The organism is Psychroflexus aurantiacus, assembly GCF_010820555.1.
Lineage (GTDB): Bacteria > Bacteroidota > Bacteroidia > Flavobacteriales > Flavobacteriaceae > Psychroflexus > Psychroflexus aurantiacus.
The window spans coordinates 93307-110691 of record NZ_JAAIKD010000001.1 but is presented as its reverse complement, the minus strand read 5'-3'; the positions used below and the strand labels follow the sequence as shown (position 1 = coordinate 110691).

Sequence of the window (17385 nt, the reverse complement as noted above, 5' to 3'; positions counted from 1 at the left end):
ATGAAAAATAAATATTATTTTATGGTATTTTCAAGGAGTCGCTTTTAAGTACCAGTCCTCTGTCATGAGAAAAGTCAGATGCATCCTCTTTTCAGGAAAAATATCCAGGCCGTTTGTAAACGAAAAGCAGATAGTTTTACATGGTCATGAGACTTTAGTCGGGTATAAGATACTGTCTAGAGCCGGTGTAATACAGATCTTTTGAATTCACGACCTGGGATTCTTCATGCCTCCCTTTTTAATTGCAACAGTAAACAGTAAAGTATTAAGAGCTTTAAAGTTTGTGGGGATTGCTGTCTGAGAGAAATCTGTATGCGGAAGAATTTTAAATTCTAATTAAGTATCTTTATCTCGAAATTTAAACAGAAATGCCAAGTATCAAAACTATTTCTCCTGAAGAAGCCGAAGGCAGACTCAGGGGTATATATGATGAGTTAATACAAAAGCGCGGAAAGATCGCTGAAGTTCATAAAATGCAAAGCTTAAGACCCGAAAGCATTGTGAAACATATGGATTTATACATGGAAATCATGTATTCCAAATCCGAACTTTCGAGAGCTCAAAGAGAAATGATGGCAGTCGTGACTTCAAGAACGAATAACTGCAAGTATTGCATAGCGCATCACGCCAGCGCACTTCAGCAGTACTGGAAAGATGAAAAGAAGGTTGAGCGTCTTAAACAGAATTATTCAGAGCTTGAAATGACTTCTAAAGACAGGGCGCTCTGCGTTTTTTCTGAACAACTGACTAAAAATGAAACCCAAGACTACACGAATACAATAACAGAATTGAAAGAAGAAAAATTTAGCGACCAAGCTATTTTGGATGCCGCTTTGGTGGTGTCCTATTTCAATTTTGTGAACCGGATGGTTTTGAGTCTGGGTGTTGAACTTGAACCTGATAAGGGCAAAGATTATAACTATTAATGTATCGATTATGAACTATGATGCTATCATTATAGGTACAGGACAGGCAGGACCTTCTCTGGCTGCCAGTTTGGCGAAAAACGGCTCCCGAATTGCCGTAATAGAAAAAAGTCATCTCGGCGGCACCTGTGTTAATGTGGGTTGTACACCTACCAAAGCCTATGTTGCCAGTGCAAGGCGAGCCTTCATCGCCAAAAACAGTTTTGAGCTTGGTATCGAAATTAAAGGAGATGTCCAGGTTAACCTGAAAGCTATTAAAGAACGGAAAGATAAAATCGTTTCCGATTCCAGAAGTGGGTTGGAATCTATGTTTTCCAATACGGAACATATTGATTTGATACGCGGGAAAGCGAAATTCTTAAGCAATACATCTGTTGAAGTAAATGGAGAAACCTATGAAGCGGATAGGTTTTACATCAATGTTGGTGCAAGACCCAGAATACCTGAAGGCTTTGAACATGTAGATTTTCTTACCAATGAAAGTATTCTGGAGCTGGAAAGCATTCCGGAACATTTGATCATCGTTGGCGGGGGCTACATCGGACTGGAGTTTGGACAAATGTTTTCTCGTTTTGGCAGTAAAGTCACCATCCTGGACAGAGGCGATCAGCTGCTTAAAAATGAAGATCCTGAGTTTGGAAAAGCAATACAAAAGATTTTCGAAAAGGAAGGCATAGACGTGCTCCTGAATTCTGAATGCATCACTGCTGAACAAAACGGTGAAAACGTAGAAGTGACCATTGATGGCAAAAAGCAGAAAACCAAACTTCAGGGCTCGCATATTTTACTTGCCACAGGAAGGTTACCCAATACCACAGATTTGGGTCTGGAACATACAGACGTGAGTTTAGATGATCGTGATTTTATAGAAGTAAATGATGCCTTGAAAACCACAGCTTCCAACATTTGGGCGCTTGGGGATTGTAACGGTAAAGGGGCGTTTACACATACAGCTTACAACGATTTTCAAATTGTCAATTCACATCTGTTTGGTGATCAAGAACGGAACCTTTCAGACCGGTTCACCTGTTATGCAGCCTTTATAGATCCGCCTTTGGCCAGAGTAGGAATGAATTCACAGGATATTGAAAAAGCAGGTATCAAAGCCAAAGTGGCCTCCAGACCCATGAGTAAAATCGCCCGGGCCAAAGAGCTGGGAGAAACGCAGGGCATGCTGAAAATTTATATTGAAGAAGATTCAGAAAAAATTTTAGGAGCGACGTTTTTAGGAACCGGAGCCGATGAATACATCCATACCATCCTGGATCAAATGTATGCGAAACAGCCTTATACGGTTATTCGGGATGCGGTTCATATTCATCCTACCGTAAGTGAATTATTGCCCACGATGCTCGAAAACCTGAAGCTCCTGGATGAAGAATAGTTGGGTTAAAAAAGATTTTGAATAAAAATTAATAAAAAAGCCCTACATTTCTGTAAGGCTTTGATTTTACTGGTGGTCCCACTTGGACTCGAACCAAGGGCCACCTGATTATGAGTCAGGTGCTCTAACCAGCTGAGCTATGGGACCAGTGCTGATTGTTAAGGAGGGCAAAAATAAGTATAAGTTTATTATCAGCCAAAATAATTCTTGAATTAAAATTGAGTTTGGTCTTCACATAACTCGACCAGTACCCCGTGATTGCTTTTGGGATGAAGAAACACGATGGACTTGCCGTCGGCCCCGGCTTTGGGTTCTTCGCTAAGCAGCTGAAAGCCTTGCTTTTGCAGTCTTCGCATTTCTGCCTGAAGATCATCTACATAAAAAGCAATGTGGTGGATGCCTTCTTTCTGTTTGCTCAGGTATTTTCCCACAGGGCTGTCTTCACGCGTGGCGCCCAGGAGTTCGATTTTGCTTTCACCGCATTCAAAAAACACGGTTTTCACCCCTTCGCGCTCCACGGTCTCGGTTTTGTAAGGAGAGACATTCAGCAAAGCTTCATAGGTCTTTGTAGCCTCTTCCAGGTTATTAACCGCTATGCCGATGTGTTCAATTTTTTTAATCATAAGATCGTATCACAAAGTTTTACCACAAAACTAGCATTTATATATTTATTCTAACTTTGCAGTATGGAATCAAATAGACAAAAAAAAATCGCCGGGATCCTTCAAAAAGATTTAGCCGAAGTTATTCAACTGGAGCTTAAAGCAGCAGGGACTCAAAATTTAATTATATCGGTGACCAAAGTTAAGGTCACACCAGATTTACTTCAGGCGAAAGCCCATCTGAGTATTTTCCCCTCCGAAAAATCTGAACAGATTGTAGAAGAGATACGCGGTAGAAAATCTAAAATCAAGCACGAAGTTGCCCAACGGACCAAAAATCAACTCAGACGTATGCCGGAGCTGACGTTTTTCAATGATGATTCTATCGAATATATCAACGATTTAGAAGAGGCATTTAAAGGTAAAAACGATCCTATAAAAAATCCGGATTTGATAGACAAGCGCAAGAAAAATTGAACGTATCTTTTTACATCGCCAGGCGTTATTTCTTCTCCAAAAGTTCCAATACGGCTATCAATATTATCACCTGGATAGCCTCTGTAGGAGTCATTGCCGGAGCGCTATCCCTTTTTGTCGTCTTATCGGCCTTTGCTGGACTTAAGGAGTTCAGTCTTTCCTTTACCAATAAATTCGATCCCGATCTCAAAGTACTTCCGGAGACCGGAAAATTTTTTAAGGTGGATTCGCTTCAGAAAGCTCAGCTTCAAAATCACGCGGATATCGCTATGTATTCTGAAGTCGTTGAAGAGCGGGTGTTGCTGAGTTTCAAATCCAAAAATACGCCAGCCTTTATCAAAGGGGTGGATACCTCCTATCCGGCTATTTCTGAAATCAAAAACGCTGTTTTTTTAGGGCAGTGGCTGGAAGAAGACCGGTATCAGGTCGTTTTAGGGAATGACCTCTCCCGAAAACTTTCTGCCGGCGTCCGCGATTATTCCGATTTGCTAAATCTGTATGTGCCAAAGCCGGGGAAAGGGCAGGTTTTAAATGTGAGAGATGCGTTTAGAACGGCCAATGCCACGGTGGTGGGGATTTATTCCATCAATGAAGAGCTGGACAAAAAATATGCGTTTACAGATATCAGCTTTGCCCGAAGTTTGCTTCAGCTCAGCGAAAATGAGGTTTCCGCTCTGGAAGTGAACGTATCACCTTCAGCAGACTTAAATTCAGTAAGAAAAGACTTGAATGCCCTATTCAATTCCACTATCATCATCAAAGACAGAATCCAGCTGAACGATAGTTTGTATAAGATGCTGAATACTGAGAATCTGGCGGTGTATTTAATTTTTACCCTGGTTATCATTATAGCTTTATTCAATGTGATCGGTTCAATCATCATGGCGGTATTGGAAAAGCGACAAAACTCCAAAACCCTATTGAATTTAGGACTGACCAAAGCCGAAATCCAGCGTATCTTTTTCTTTCAGGGTGGACTGATGAGCATAGCCGGGGGACTAGTAGGTCTTGTGCTTGGCGTCCTTTTGGTCTTATCTCAGCTTTATTTTGAATGGATTATGATTACACCGAGTCTGGCTTATCCGGTTAAGCTTGAATTCATCAATATTTTGATTGTGTTTGTCACCATCACCGGATTAGGGTTTCTGGCGTCTTACATCTCTTCACAAGCCGTAAAACGCTCTCTTCGATGAGTTGTTTATTTCTGCTGCTTTTCCTTCCTGGTCAAGGCAGTTAGCTTTCTGTCTTATACTAAGATTTTAAAATGCAGCTAATAAAAAACGGATGCTGAAAGTTGACTTTCAGCATCCGTTTCATTGCTTTTACTAAGCCGAAAGTGCTTATTCTTCCAGGATTAAAACATTGTTTTCACGATTGACGTCAGCCATAAAGCCGGACGGATCGATTTCAATTTTTTCAATGCCGTAGCGGGTACTTGGGACTTCCAAATTATAGGTTGGATAAGCCCATGCCCAGTCCTCTACTACAGTTCCTGCAGTCGGTTTTTCCCATCGCATGATTCTCAAAGGAATGTAAAAGGTTTCAGAAGTTCCGCCTTTGTAATCTACTTTTACTTCCAAAGGCATTGGCATAAGACCAATTCTTTCCAGAGTGATGTTTGTGGTTCCCTGAGCGGTGTTCACATCTGTTATGGCATAATCCACAGTGTTGGTCGTTCTGGTCCAGTCGTTGAGGTACCAGCTCAATTCTGCACCGGTTTCCTTTTCAGCTACGCGAATAAAATCATTGGGAGTAGGATGTTTAAACTTCCACTCGTCAAAATATCTGTTCAGGACCTCCTGTAAATTTCCCTTACCGATTAAATAGCCAAGCTGACCTAAAAACACAGCCCCTTTAGAATAGGCGGACGTGCCGTAAGCGCGGTTGTATGCGTAGCGATCGGCATGAGTAGTCTGTGGTTGTTCATACCCGGAATTGGCTAAGCTCACATAGCCTCTGTAGTTTCCCGCTGTAGGATTTTCTCTGTTTTGATCCATGACTTCATTCATGGCCAGGCCGGAAATATAAGACGTAAAGCCTTCATCCATCCACTCATGCTGAGCTTCATCTGTCGCTAAAATATGCTGAAACCAGGCATGTGCCATTTCGTGAGCAGTAACGCCAACAAGGCTTCCGAACTTTCTTTCGCCTGTAATTAACGTACACATGGCATATTCCATACCGCCATCACCGCCTTGAATTACAGAGTATTGATCGTAGGGATATGGACCGATATGCTCGTTGAAATAGTCTAAAAGTTCAACGGTTTTAGACTGTAAGTTTTTCCAGTTTTCTTTAATATCGGTATTGTCTTTATACAGGAAATGAAGTGTTGTTCCGTCATTTCCGGTAACAGTATCATGGATGTAATCTTTATCTGCAGCCCAGGCGAAATCGTGAACATCTGGGGCTATAAAGTGCCAGGTCAGTTTCTTTCCTTTTCGTTTTACATCTACGCCTTCAGCTTCATAACCGTAACCCACTTCATTTGGATTTTGAACATAACCGGAACCTCCCAGAATGAAATCTTTGTCGATGGTTATTTTCACATCAAAGTCTGCCCATACCCCGTGAAATTCTCTGCCGATATAAGGATCTGCATGCCAGCCTTCAAAATCGTATTCAGCCATTTTAGGATACCATTGGGTCATCGATAATTCTACACCTTCGGCATTATTTCTACCCGATCTTCGGATTTGTTTTGGGACCTGGCCTTCAAATTTCATAGTGAAGGTTGAGGAACCTCCGGGTAAAATCGGTTTATGGAGTTCTACTTCCAGAACGGTACCCGCGAGTTCATAATCTAAGGCGACCCCATCCTGGGTGAGGGAAGTAGCTCTCATGAAGCCAATCTCACTTTCGCTGAGTTTAGAAATGCGATCTCCAACCCTGGAATCTGGATCCTGTATGGTTCTGGATCTCACGTCCATTTCACTGCCCGGTTGAAAGGCGTTGAAATACATGTGGTAAAAAACCCGTGTTAGGGTATCTGGAGAATTGTTCGAGTACACGAGTTTTTGATCTCCTTCATACTGGTAATTGGTATCATCAAAGTCAATATCCATGTCGTAATTGGCGTATTGCTGCCAGTAATTCGTGTTGTTTTGACTGAAAAGTGTTGATATTGAAATTAATAAAATAAATGTTAAGCTGTGTTTGAGCATTTTTATTTGGTTTTAGAAGCTAATATAATAGCATTATACATATTTACCATTTTTCCTGAAACTGAAATTTCATCAAATGGCTTGGTTACCTGAGGATCGCCCCCTAGAATAACCTCCTGATCTGTGCTTAGACCTGAATCCATCAGAATTTGTTTTACCTGAGCTGCACTTAGCTTGGGATAAAGTGATCTTATCATGGCCGCCACACCTGCAACATTAGGCGATGCCATAGAGGTACCCTGTAAAAATTCATAGGTATTTAAAGGCGTGGTGGCATATATGGAAGAGCCTGGTGCAAAAACATCGACACTGCTTTTTCCGTAGTTTGAAAATCCGGATACCAGGTTTTTGCCATATTCAGAGGTGATGGATCCTACATTGACAAAATTATTGACAAAATTGGCTGAGTTTTCAGGCATTTCATCGTTTGGATAGACGCGTTTTTCATCCAGATTGATACCTTCATTACCTGCTGCGTTGACGATCAATACATCATTTTTTTCAGCATATTGGATAGCCTCCATGACCCATTTTGGATGTGTTGAGAAGTATTTTCCAAAAGAGGTATTGATGATACTTGCGCCATTATCTACTGCATAGCGGATACCTAAAGCGATATCTTTATCGTACTCGTCTCCGTCCGGAACCGCTCTTATCGGCATGATCAGCACATTTTCTGCAACTCCTTTGATGCCTTTGTCATTGGTTCTGTTGGCTGCTATAATTCCTGCCACATGTGTCCCGTGCTTTGCATCTTCTTTATCTTCATTGGGTCCACTGACGTCATTATTTCCATAAATTTTTGTTGAAAAATCATCGGCATCATCTTCCAGTATTCTGGTCCTGGCATAAAGATCCAGGTTGAGATGGTATTTCATTTTATTACCGAAATACTGCATAGCTTCAGCTAGCTGATCCTCGATGTCCTGAAGGTCTTCCCCAATATTATTCATCACATTGAGCAAAAGCATTTTTTGGTTCACCCCTATGTCATCCTGGGGTTCAAAGGCGGTTACATTTTCTATGGTAAGCAGCTCGGTGCCGATTTCGGTTTTTAAACTTTCCTCAGCCTCCTGCAATTGATTATTCATCATCACATACCTGTTCAAATTGGTTTGCGTCTGGTTTAATTCCTTGTCATATTCAGCCTTGGCCTCCCGGTAAAGCTTAAAATCTTCCAGATTTTCATCTGCGATTTCACTTTCCTGCTTTCCTTCAAATTTATCCTTGAAATCCCTTACAATTCTGGTGAACTCCAGATTTTCTTCAACCACATCCCCCAGAAAATTCCAGCCGTGGATATCATCTACAAACCCGTTCTTGTCATCGTCTATGCCATTGTCCGGGATTTCATCGATATTGGTCCAAATCCTCCCTTCCAGGTCTTCGTGTTCGATGTCGATTCCACTGTCCAAAACAGCTACAATCACCGTTTTGCCTTCATAATCCTTGAGGAGTTCTTCATAAGCTCTGTTCACACTCATTCCGGGAATGGTGTCGGTAAGCAGATCCTGACTTCCCCAATACTGAAGTTCCTCTTCTGTGAGTTCTATACTCTTTTCGTTTACATTTTGTAAACTGGGAATAGGCTGGGAAGTAAACCTGGGTCCGCTGGCACAGCCCACTAAGAAGGCAGAAGCGACAAGGCTTAAGCCTGCAATTTTTAAGAATTTATTGTTCATGTTGTTGTTTAATTTAAGTGTTGAAAAGTTCGTTGAAGTTAAATTTGGAATCAAGTCTGGCTCCTTTTTCAGTCTCTTTCAAATTGATGATTTGGTTATGAGCATCGTGTTCCAGAAATAGATAATAGCTATTGTTGACCGCTTCTTCCAGAAAGGCCTTCTTTTCTTCTAGTGTCAGTAGAGGCCGGGTGTCATAACCCATTACAAAGGGCAGGGGGACATGTCCGGCTGTGGGAAGCAGGTCTGCGGCAAAGACCAGTTTTTTATCCTGGTAGTCAATTATCGGAATCATTTGTTTGTCGGTATGCCCGTCCACAAAAAGGACTTCAAACCCCAGATCCTTATAAAAATGTCGGTTTTCGGAGCGTTCCAAAAAATTTAAATGGCCAGACTCCTGCATGGGATGTAAGTTTTCCTTCAGAAAGGAGGCTTTCTCCCTGGCGTTGGGATGAATCGCCCAGTCCCAGTGCTCCTGGTTTGTCCATATCTTTGCATTTTTAAACGCAGGTTCATAGCCTGTTTTGTCTTTATTCCACTGGATGGTTCCTCCGCAATGGTCGAAATGCAAATGCGTTAAAAAGACATCTGATATATCGTCCCGGTGAAATCCGTGTTTTTTTAAAGAACTGTCTATGGAATGATCCCCCCAGCGGTGGTAATGACTAAAGAATTTTTCGCTTTGCTTATTTCCCAGACCCGTGTCGATAAGGATGAGTTGTTTACCATTTTCTATCAGAAGGCTTGTGGCAGAAATGTCTATCATATTATTGGCATCTGCCGGGTTGGTGCGTTGCCAGAGTGATTTGGGAACCACACCAAACATAGCGCCGCCATCCAGTTTAAAATGGCCGGTTTCAATGGGATATAAAGTCATAAATGTATATTTTAGAGCAAAATACTAAAAGAGTCTTAACTTTGGAATCTGTGTCTTTTAGATTATGCTATTTTTAACGACTCAAACTTAACATTTATGATTGAACTAGCAGGAATTATCATATTAGGGATTTTGGCTCAGTGGTTTGCATGGCGATTCAAGATTCCTGCGATTCTCCCCCTTATTCTTATCGGGCTCCTGGTAGGCCCTTTAGCTACCTTATATACGGAAGATGGCTCCAAACTGATAGAGCCAATATGGAATGGTGAATCCGGATTGTTTCCCGGAGAGAGTTTGTTTTACTTTGTTTCCCTCGCCATTGGTATTATTCTTTTTGAAGGCGGACTTACTTTACGACGTGGTGAAATTCTCCACGTGGGACCAGTGATCGTCAAACTGATTACAGTGGCGGTAGTGGTCACCTTTATTGGAGCGGGGATGGCTGCGCACTGGATTCTTGGACTGAGCTGGCAAATTTCACTCTTGTTTTCAGGACTCATCATTGTGACCGGTCCAACCGTGATTACCCCGATTTTAAGGAATATACCTCTTAAAAAGGACGTGTCTACGATTCTGAAATGGGAAGGGATTTTGATCGATCCCATAGGCGCTTTGGTAGCCGTACTGGTGTTCGAATTTATTTCAGCCGGAGGTGGCGAAGCAGTGACTTCTACGGTCTTGGTTGAATTCGGTAAAATTGTACTTTTTGGATTTACCTTCGGTTTTACATTTGCCAAAGCTTTGGCTTTAGCCATAAAATCTAAGGTGATCCCACATTATTTATTGAATGTGGTTACGCTTGCTGCGGTTTTAGGCGTGTTTGTTTTAGCAGATCATTTTGCTCATGAAAGCGGGCTGCTTGCTGTGGTTATCATGGGGATCATCATGGGAAACACCAACCTCCCAAATCTGAAAGACCTGCTCTATTTCAAAGAATCACTGAGTGTGTTACTGATCTCCATACTTTTTATTTTGCTGGCGGCTAATATTAACTTAGAAAATCTGCTTCTGGTGATAAACTGGGAGACCCTCATCCTTTTTGCTGTGGTTGTATTTCTGGTAAGACCACTGGGTGTTTTCTTAAGCAGTTATAACTCTACCTTAGCAACCAATGAAAAACTTTTCATCAGCTGGGTAGGGCCAAGAGGTATTGTGGCTGCCGGGGTGGCTTCTCTATTTGGGCTTAAGCTCGTAGAGCAAGGTATTCCCAGTGCCGAATTAATCACACCCCTGGTATTTATCATCGTATTGGGTACCGTTCTTTTAAATGCGACAACAGCCCGACCGTTTGCCAAGCTGGTGGGTGTGTTTTTGAAAGAATCTCAGGGTATCTTAATCGTTGGATCCTCTTCTTTTTCAAGAATTATCGCCAAATATCTTAAGGATAATGAAAGGCATGTGGTGATTGTGGACAACAACAAAAGCAATATTGATAAGGCTAAAGAGATGGGACTGGAAGCTATCAATGCCAATATTTATTCCGATGATTTGATAGACAATGTAGAATTGAGTGATGTCGGTTACCTGATGGCCTTAACCGGGAATACTGCGGTCAACAAAAAAGCCATAGAGAATTTTTCCAAGCAGTTTGGTGAACACGGCACTTACCGGGTGATCTCTTCTGAAGAAATGGAAGATCCGGAAAACAACCCGGAAGACGGTTTATTCTCTCAAACCGATGATTACATCAAACTTGTAAACCTGACCAGGAAATATCCTGAGATTCATGAAATAACCCTCAATTCTCACGAACATTTTGAAGGCTTAATCGAAATCACCAAAGTTGAACCTGAGATTATTCCGCTCTTCATAAAGACTCCTGAGGGACAACTTGAGATTTTACCAAACAACGCCAAAGAACTCAATGTCGAGCCTGATTCTAAATTGGTTTACCTTGGTAAGTCGCTAGATAAGGAACCTTCCCAAAAGGTAGTGGAAGATCAATCCATAAAGGAAGATGAAGCGAGTGAAGAAATAAAGGGGGAAAGGGAACAGGATCAAAAAGAAAAAGATTCTGGTGAAAATGCAGAAGGCGATAAAGAGTCTGAAGGTGAGGATAACGAAGATAAAAAAGGGTCTTAATGTAGCTTAAGATGCAAGAACGTGAACTGCTTAATCTGTTGATGTTGCAAAATCTTTCCGGCATTGGACATGTCAATGCCAAGAAGTTATTACAACACTTTGGGACTGCCACAGATTTGTTTCAGGCCAGCACTAAGCAATTATCTGAGATCGATGGTATAGGTAAAAAACGTTTGCAAAGCCTGAAGGATTCCACCTACCTTAGGGAAGCTGAAGATGAACTGGACTACATTACCAAAAATAAGATCGATGTTCATTATTACAAGGATGAAAGTTATCCTTCCCGACTAAAGCAGTGTATAGATAGTCCGATTTTACTTTTTTCCAGAGGAAACATCAATTTAAAAAACAAACCGATACTAAGCATCGTAGGGACGCGTCAGATTACCAGTCATGGCATCTCCTTTTGCGAAAAACTCATCAGTGATTTAGCGCCGTTAAAACCGGTGATTGTTTCAGGTTTTGCCTACGGGACCGATATTGTGGTGCATAAAGCGGCTTTAGATCACAATTTGCAAACCGTGGCCTGTCTGGCGCATGGCTTAAATCAGTTTTACCCTAAAGCACATCAAAAGTATGCCGCTGCCATAGAAAATAACGGTGGATTTTTTACCGATTTTTGCAGTCACGATACCTTCGACAGAAAAAACTTTCTGAGCAGGAACAGGATAGTGGCAGGGCTTAGTGAAGCAACTATAGTGATTGAAAGCGCTGAAAAAGGGGGGTCGCTGGTCACTGCAGATATTGCGCATTCTTACGACAGGGAAGTTTTCGCGATTCCCGGACGACCACAGGATAAATTCAGCAAAGGCTGTAATATGCTTATCAAGCAGCAAAAGGCTCAGATGATTACCAGCGCTGCAGACCTTGTTTACTTTCTCAACTGGGATATTGCAGCTCAAACCGAGAACAAGCAGACTCAACTATTCGCTGATCTTACAGGAGAACATAAACTGGTTTTTGAAAAACTTAAGGAAATTGGCAAAGCTGAAATTGATACCTTATCTTTGGCCTGTGGTTTGCCCACGTATAAGCTGGCCTCTATCCTGATTAGTCTTGAATTATCAGGATGTGTAAGACCCTTGCCAGGCAAACAGTTTGAAATTATTTAAACCCTAAATTGACAACGATGAAAACATTTTTCAAAATTTTAAGTATAGCCGTTTTAGTGAGCTTGTCTTCCTGCCAGGAGGAGAAGTCCGAAGATGCTAAAGCCTTTGAAGCTCAGATGAAAGAAACCATCAAAATTCACGATGAAGTTATGCCCAAACTGAGTACAATCAACAGCATGATTTCCAGGCTGGAGAGTGAAAAAGATAAAGTGGCAGAGGCTGAAACCAATACAGAAGAAATTGCATTATATGATGAAGCCATTGCTGATTTGGAGAAATCTCACGAGCTTATGATGTCTTGGATGAAGAATTTCAGTTATTCCTTTTCCAGAACGGAAATCAATCAAGGCTTAGCGACTACAGATAAGGATAGCGTAAAAGCCAAATTAGAAAATTTGAATACCCAGTATAAATCTGCAGAAGAGATGAGAGATTTCATCAATGCATCTATCGAAAACGCTCAGGCACTTCTGGCACAGGACTAATACTTCAGCAATTAAAATTAAACCAGCTTCGGCTGGTTTTTTTTTGGCTTTAAACCTAGGAAATTCCTAAGGAGAATAAGATATGCTTATCCTAATTATTGTAAATAATTATGTTAAGTGATATGTCTAAATAATTCATTAATCCTATATTTGTTTCTAATTTAGAATTAATTCATATAATATGATTAAAGTAAGTGAAACCGCCAAACGAAAAATCGTTAATTTGATGGCTGAAGATGGCTTTAACACTAAGGATCACTTCGTGAGAGTTGGTGTAAAAAGCGGTGGATGTTCGGGTTTGTCTTACGAATTGAATTTCGATCAAACTCAACTGGATCAGGACAAAGTTTTTGAAGATAATGACGTAAGAATCGTTATCAATAAAAGCAGTTTTTTATATTTAATAGGAACGACTCTGGAATATTCCGGAGGATTGAACGGAAAGGGATTTGTGTTTAACAATCCTAATGCGCAGAGAACATGTGGTTGTGGCGAAAGTTTTTCGCTGTAATCAACTGCCTGTGAGGCAGGAAAAAAAGTAGTTTAGAATTTCGATCGAAAGGATCGGGAAATTAAACCCTCAAAAAGGGATTAAAGAAAAGATTATGGCTTATACAGAGCAAGAACTAGAGAAAGAACTTCAGAATAAAGAATACGAATACGGTTTCTATACAGAGATGGAAGCAGATACGTTTCCTCCTGGACTGAATGAAGATGTGGTGATTGGCATTTCTAAAAAGAAAGGCGAGCCGGACTGGATGACGCAGTGGAGGCTGGATGCTTACAGGCACTGGCTGACCATGAAAGAGCCAAACTGGGCCAATATCGGTTATGAAAAACCGAATTACCAAGCGATTTCGTATTATTCTGCACCCAGCAAAAAACCTAAGTATGACAGCCTGGATGAGGTCGATCCGGAAATGCTGGAAACCTTTAAAAAACTCGGTATTTCTATCGATGAACAAAAGAAATTAGCGGGTGTGGCGATGGATGTGGTGATGGATTCAGTTTCAGTAACCACTACCTTCAAAAAAACACTTGCAGAAAAAGGAATTATTTTCTGCTCTATTTCAGAAGCGATCAAGGAACACCCTGAGCTTGTCAAAAAATACATTGGGAGCGTAGTTCCTACGTCAGACAATTACTTTGCGGCCTTAAATTCCGCAGTATTTAGTGACGGGTCCTTCTGTTACATCCCGAAAGGGGTAAGATGTCCAATGGAATTGTCGACTTATTTCAGAATCAATCAGGCAGGAACCGGACAGTTTGAAAGAACGCTGGTCATAGCCGAAGATTCGAGTTACGTAAGTTATCTCGAAGGATGTACAGCGCCTTCCCGTGACGAAAATCAATTGCATGCCGCGGTTGTAGAACTTGTCGCTATGGATAATGCGGAGATCAAATACTCTACGGTTCAAAACTGGTATCCCGGAAATAAGGAAGGGAAAGGCGGTGTTTACAACTTCGTCACCAAACGTGGAATCTGCGAAAAGAATGCCAAAATAAGCTGGACTCAGGTAGAGACCGGTTCTGCAGTAACCTGGAAATATCCAAGCTGCATCTTAAAAGGCGATAATTCCACAGGGGAGTTTTATTCTATTGCAGTGACCAACAATTTCCAGCAGGCCGATACAGGAACCAAGATGATTCATATTGGTAAAAACACCAAGAGTACCATCATTTCTAAAGGAATCTCGGCAGGGAAATCTCAGAATAGCTACAGAGGCCTGGTGCAAATCAATAAACGCGCGGAGAATGCAAGAAACTTTTCTCAGTGTGATTCTTTACTGATGGGAAACAAGTGTGGAGCTCATACCTTCCCGTATATCGAAGCCAAGAATAAAACCGCTCAGGTAGAGCACGAGGCGACAACCAGTAAAATTGGAGAAGACCAGATTTTCTATTGCAACCAACGGGGAATCGATACTGAAAAAGCCATTGCCTTAATCGTCAACGGATTCAGTAAAGAAGTTCTGAATAAGTTGCCGATGGAATTTGCAGTAGAAGCACAGAAATTGCTCGAAATTTCTTTAGAAGGATCAGTCGGATAAATTTATGATGAAAAAGCTTTTTTTTCTTTTGGTAATACCTGTTGTGTTTTTGGGATCCTGTAAACCGGATTCTAAAACCACCGATGCCGAAGAAAAAAGCATGGCACTGGAATCAAATTCAGAAGGCAATACCATTTCAGGTGAATTTATTTACACCGATTCTGTTGCCGTTTTTAATCAAAAAGATGCGATCTATGGCGTTGTGATGAATGCAAAAGCCAAAGAGCTTATCGCTCAGGCTGCTGAGCTGAATTCAGAACCCTATACTTCTTTCGAGGTGACCTTGAAAGCCGATATTAAAGATAATCCAGATCAAGAGGCTTGGCCACAAGTCATCGATATTCAATCAATAATTAAAGTTAAGCCGCTATCCTTTGATGATAGCCTGAGACTAAATAAATAAGAATAAGTTATGTTAAAGATAAAAAATTTACACGCCAGCGTAGAAGGTGAAAAAATACTAAAAGGGATCAACCTTGAAATTAACCCCGGTGAAGTCCATGCTATCATGGGACCAAACGGGTCCGGGAAAAGCACACTTGCTTCTGTGATTGCAGGCAACGAAGATTTTGAAGTGACCAAAGGTGACATTCTGTTTGAAAAAGCAAATATTTCGGAATTGTCTCCGGAAGAAAGAGCTCACAAAGGCATTTTCTTATCCTTTCAGTATCCAGTAGAAATTCCCGGTGTATCTGTGACCAATTTTATCAAAACCTCTATCAATCAGGTTAGAAAAGCCCAAGGTCAAAAGGACATGCCGGCCAATGAAATGCTGAAGAAAATCAGAGAGAAATCAGCCTTGCTGGAGATGGATAGAAAATTTCTTTCAAGATCACTGAACGAAGGCTTTTCCGGTGGGGAAAAGAAACGGAATGAAATTTTCCAAATGGCTATGCTCGAACCAAAACTGGCCATCCTGGATGAAACCGATTCCGGACTGGATATCGATGCTTTGCGCATCGTTGCCGACGGGGTGAACAGGTTGAAGACGAAAGACAATGCGACCCTTGTCATTACCCATTACCAGCGATTATTGGATTATGTAATTCCAGATGTGGTTCATGTCCTGATGGACGGTAAAATAGTTAAAACCGGTGGTAAAGAATTAGCCAAAGAACTCGAAGAAAAAGGATACGACTGGCTGAAAGAGGAACGCGCAGAAATGACTTCATAAGCACCCAAAACGATTGAAAACTATGGAACTTAAAGATAAACTAATGTCTTCCTATCTTGCTTTTGAAGAGCAGGTCGATTTGGAGAACGATATTCACGAGGTACGAAACAAGGCTATAAAGTTCTTTGAACAAACAGGCTTTCCTACCAAAAAAGAGGAGGCCTGGAAATATACCTCGCTGAATTCCATTTTGAAAGAGGATTACAGCATATTTCCTAAAAAGGAGGATGCCATTGATTATAAAGACATCAAGAAATATCTGATTCACGACATCGATACCTACACGATTGTATTTGTGGACGGTATTTATTCTTCACATCTGTCCAGAACCACGCATGATAAACTGGATGCATGTTTGATGTCTTCTGCTTTAGATAAAGAAAAGTATAAGCCTATTATCGACAAGTATTTTAATAAAATTGTCCCTGAAGACAGCATGTCTTCTTTGAATACGGCTTTTGCCAAGGAAGGGGCTTACATCAGAATACCAAAGAACGTGGTCGCTGAAAAGCCTATTCAAATCATGAATTTCTTCACCAGCAATGAAGCTGCTTTGATGGTTCAGCCAAGGAATTTAATCATCGCAGAAGAAGGTGCTCATGTCCAGATAATAGAAAGACATCAGAGTTTAACAGATCATCCTGTGCTCACCAATTCAGTGACCGAAGTTTATGTAGGCAAAAATGCTGATGTAGACTATTATAAAATTCAGAATGACAGAATCACCTCCTCCTTAATCGATAATACCTTTATTAAACAGGAAAGAGACAGTAGATGCTCAATGCATACCTTCTCACTGGGTGGGAAAATTACCAGAAATAACCTGAAGTTTTATCAGCACGGAGAAAACTGTGATTCAGTATTAAAAGGGGTAACTATTTTAGAAGACAAGCAGCATGTGGATCACAATACGCTGGTGCATCATACCTTTCCCAATTGTGAAAGCCATCAGGATTATAAGGGCATTTTTTCCGAAAAATCTGTTGGGGTCTTCAATGGAAGTGTGCTTGTGGACAGACTTGCTCAAAAAACAAATGCCTTCCAGAGCAACAATAATATTTTAATTGATGATACGGCGACCTGTAACTCAAAACCACAGCTGGAAATTTTTGCTGATGATGTGAAATGTAGCCATGGCTGCACCATAGGTCAGCTGGATAACGAGGCTTTGTATTATCTAAGATCGCGTGGAATCCCCAAAAAGGAAGCCAGAGCTTTGCTGATGTTTGCCTTTGCCAACAAAGTCTTGAGCAGTGTCAAAATACCAGAAATCAAAAAAAGAATCACTAAACAAATTGCATTGAAACTTGGCGTTGAACTTGGATTCAACCTGTAGATTTCAATTCAGTCAACTTGCTTAGAAGTAAGATAA

16 protein-coding genes and 1 tRNA gene are annotated in these 17385 nt (G+C 41.1%); 12 read left to right on the top strand and 5 right to left on the bottom strand.

The genetic code is table 11. The annotated features are described in order from the left end of the window. Positions 1–368: 368 nt before the first annotated feature. Together G3567_RS00550 and G3567_RS00545 are read left to right on the top strand one after the other, a co-directional pair. Complete coding sequence (locus G3567_RS00550; protein ID WP_164003226.1) at positions 369–926, top strand: peroxidase-related enzyme; 558 nt, start codon at positions 369–371, stop codon at positions 924–926. Between the two features lie 10 nt (positions 927–936). Continuing rightward, positions 937–2310 carry a mercuric reductase gene (locus G3567_RS00545; protein WP_205521150.1) on the top strand — a complete coding sequence of 458 codons (1374 nt, stop codon included), beginning with the start codon at positions 937–939 and terminating at the stop codon, positions 2308–2310. A 70-nt stretch (positions 2311–2380) separates the two neighbouring features. Here the strand turns inward: G3567_RS00545 and G3567_RS00540 are convergent. Continuing rightward, positions 2381–2457: transfer RNA gene (locus G3567_RS00540), tRNA-Ile, on the bottom strand. Between the two features lie 65 nt (positions 2458–2522). After that, on the bottom strand, positions 2523–2933 hold the full coding sequence (mce, locus tag G3567_RS00535; RefSeq protein WP_164003225.1) for a methylmalonyl-CoA epimerase: 411 nt from the start codon (positions 2931–2933) through the stop codon (positions 2523–2525). Positions 2934–2996: 63 nt separating this feature from the next. Here mce and rbfA point away from each other — a divergent pair, with 63 nt between their 5' ends. Both rbfA and G3567_RS00525 read left to right on the top strand, forming a co-directional pair. Next, positions 2997–3389 (top strand): 30S ribosome-binding factor RbfA, encoded by a 393-nt coding sequence (gene rbfA / locus G3567_RS00530; protein WP_164003224.1) that lies wholly within the window; start codon positions 2997–2999, stop codon positions 3387–3389. After that, a complete protein-coding gene (locus G3567_RS00525; protein WP_164003223.1) occupies positions 3386–4582 on the top strand; it encodes an ABC transporter permease in 1197 nt (398 codons plus the stop codon). The genes rbfA and G3567_RS00525 overlap by 4 nt, the downstream gene beginning before the upstream one ends. Before the next feature lie 147 nt (positions 4583–4729). Here G3567_RS00525 and G3567_RS00520 read toward each other — a convergent pair whose 3' ends face one another. From G3567_RS00520 to G3567_RS00510, 3 genes are read right to left on the bottom strand one after another with little or no spacing between them, the layout of a single operon-like run. After that, positions 4730–6553 carry a M1 family metallopeptidase gene (locus tag G3567_RS00520; protein WP_164003222.1) on the bottom strand — a complete coding sequence of 608 codons (1824 nt, stop codon included), beginning with the start codon at positions 6551–6553 and terminating at the stop codon, positions 4730–4732. 2 nt (positions 6554–6555) lie between these two features. Further along, positions 6556–8235 carry a S8 family peptidase gene (locus tag G3567_RS00515; protein WP_164003221.1) on the bottom strand — a complete coding sequence of 560 codons (1680 nt, stop codon included), beginning with the start codon at positions 8233–8235 and terminating at the stop codon, positions 6556–6558. Between the two features lie 13 nt (positions 8236–8248). Next, complete coding sequence (locus G3567_RS00510) at positions 8249–9109, bottom strand: MBL fold metallo-hydrolase (protein ID WP_164003220.1); 861 nt, start codon at positions 9107–9109, stop codon at positions 8249–8251. A gap of 96 nt (positions 9110–9205) precedes the next feature. Here G3567_RS00510 and G3567_RS00505 point away from each other — a divergent pair, with 96 nt between their 5' ends. From G3567_RS00505 to sufD, 8 genes are all read left to right on the top strand, one after another. After that, positions 9206–11191 carry a cation:proton antiporter gene (locus G3567_RS00505; protein ID WP_235923411.1) on the top strand — a complete coding sequence of 662 codons (1986 nt, stop codon included), beginning with the start codon at positions 9206–9208 and terminating at the stop codon, positions 11189–11191. 11 nt (positions 11192–11202) lie between these two features. Then, a complete protein-coding gene (gene dprA / locus G3567_RS00500; RefSeq protein WP_164003219.1) occupies positions 11203–12303 on the top strand; it encodes a DNA-processing protein DprA in 1101 nt (366 codons plus the stop codon). A gap of 17 nt (positions 12304–12320) precedes the next feature. Then, positions 12321–12788, top strand: a complete 468-nt coding sequence (locus tag G3567_RS00495) for a hypothetical protein (RefSeq protein WP_164003218.1) — start codon at positions 12321–12323, stop codon at positions 12786–12788. 181 nt (positions 12789–12969) lie between these two features. Next, the gene (locus tag G3567_RS00490) at positions 12970–13299 is read left to right on the top strand and encodes a HesB/IscA family protein (RefSeq protein WP_164003217.1); all 330 of its coding nucleotides are present in this window, start codon (positions 12970–12972) and stop codon (positions 13297–13299) included. A 94-nt stretch (positions 13300–13393) separates the two neighbouring features. Then, positions 13394–14839 carry a Fe-S cluster assembly protein SufB gene (gene sufB, locus G3567_RS00485; protein WP_164003216.1) on the top strand — a complete coding sequence of 482 codons (1446 nt, stop codon included), beginning with the start codon at positions 13394–13396 and terminating at the stop codon, positions 14837–14839. Positions 14840–14843: 4 nt separating this feature from the next. After that, complete coding sequence (locus tag G3567_RS00480) at positions 14844–15242, top strand: hypothetical protein (protein WP_164003215.1); 399 nt, start codon at positions 14844–14846, stop codon at positions 15240–15242. Between the two features lie 9 nt (positions 15243–15251). Then, on the top strand, positions 15252–16013 hold the full coding sequence (gene sufC / locus G3567_RS00475) for a Fe-S cluster assembly ATPase SufC (protein ID WP_164003214.1): 762 nt from the start codon (positions 15252–15254) through the stop codon (positions 16011–16013). A gap of 22 nt (positions 16014–16035) precedes the next feature. Next, positions 16036–17349, top strand: a complete 1314-nt coding sequence (sufD, locus tag G3567_RS00470) for a Fe-S cluster assembly protein SufD (protein WP_164003213.1) — start codon at positions 16036–16038, stop codon at positions 17347–17349. The last annotated feature ends 36 nt before the right edge of the window (positions 17350–17385 follow it).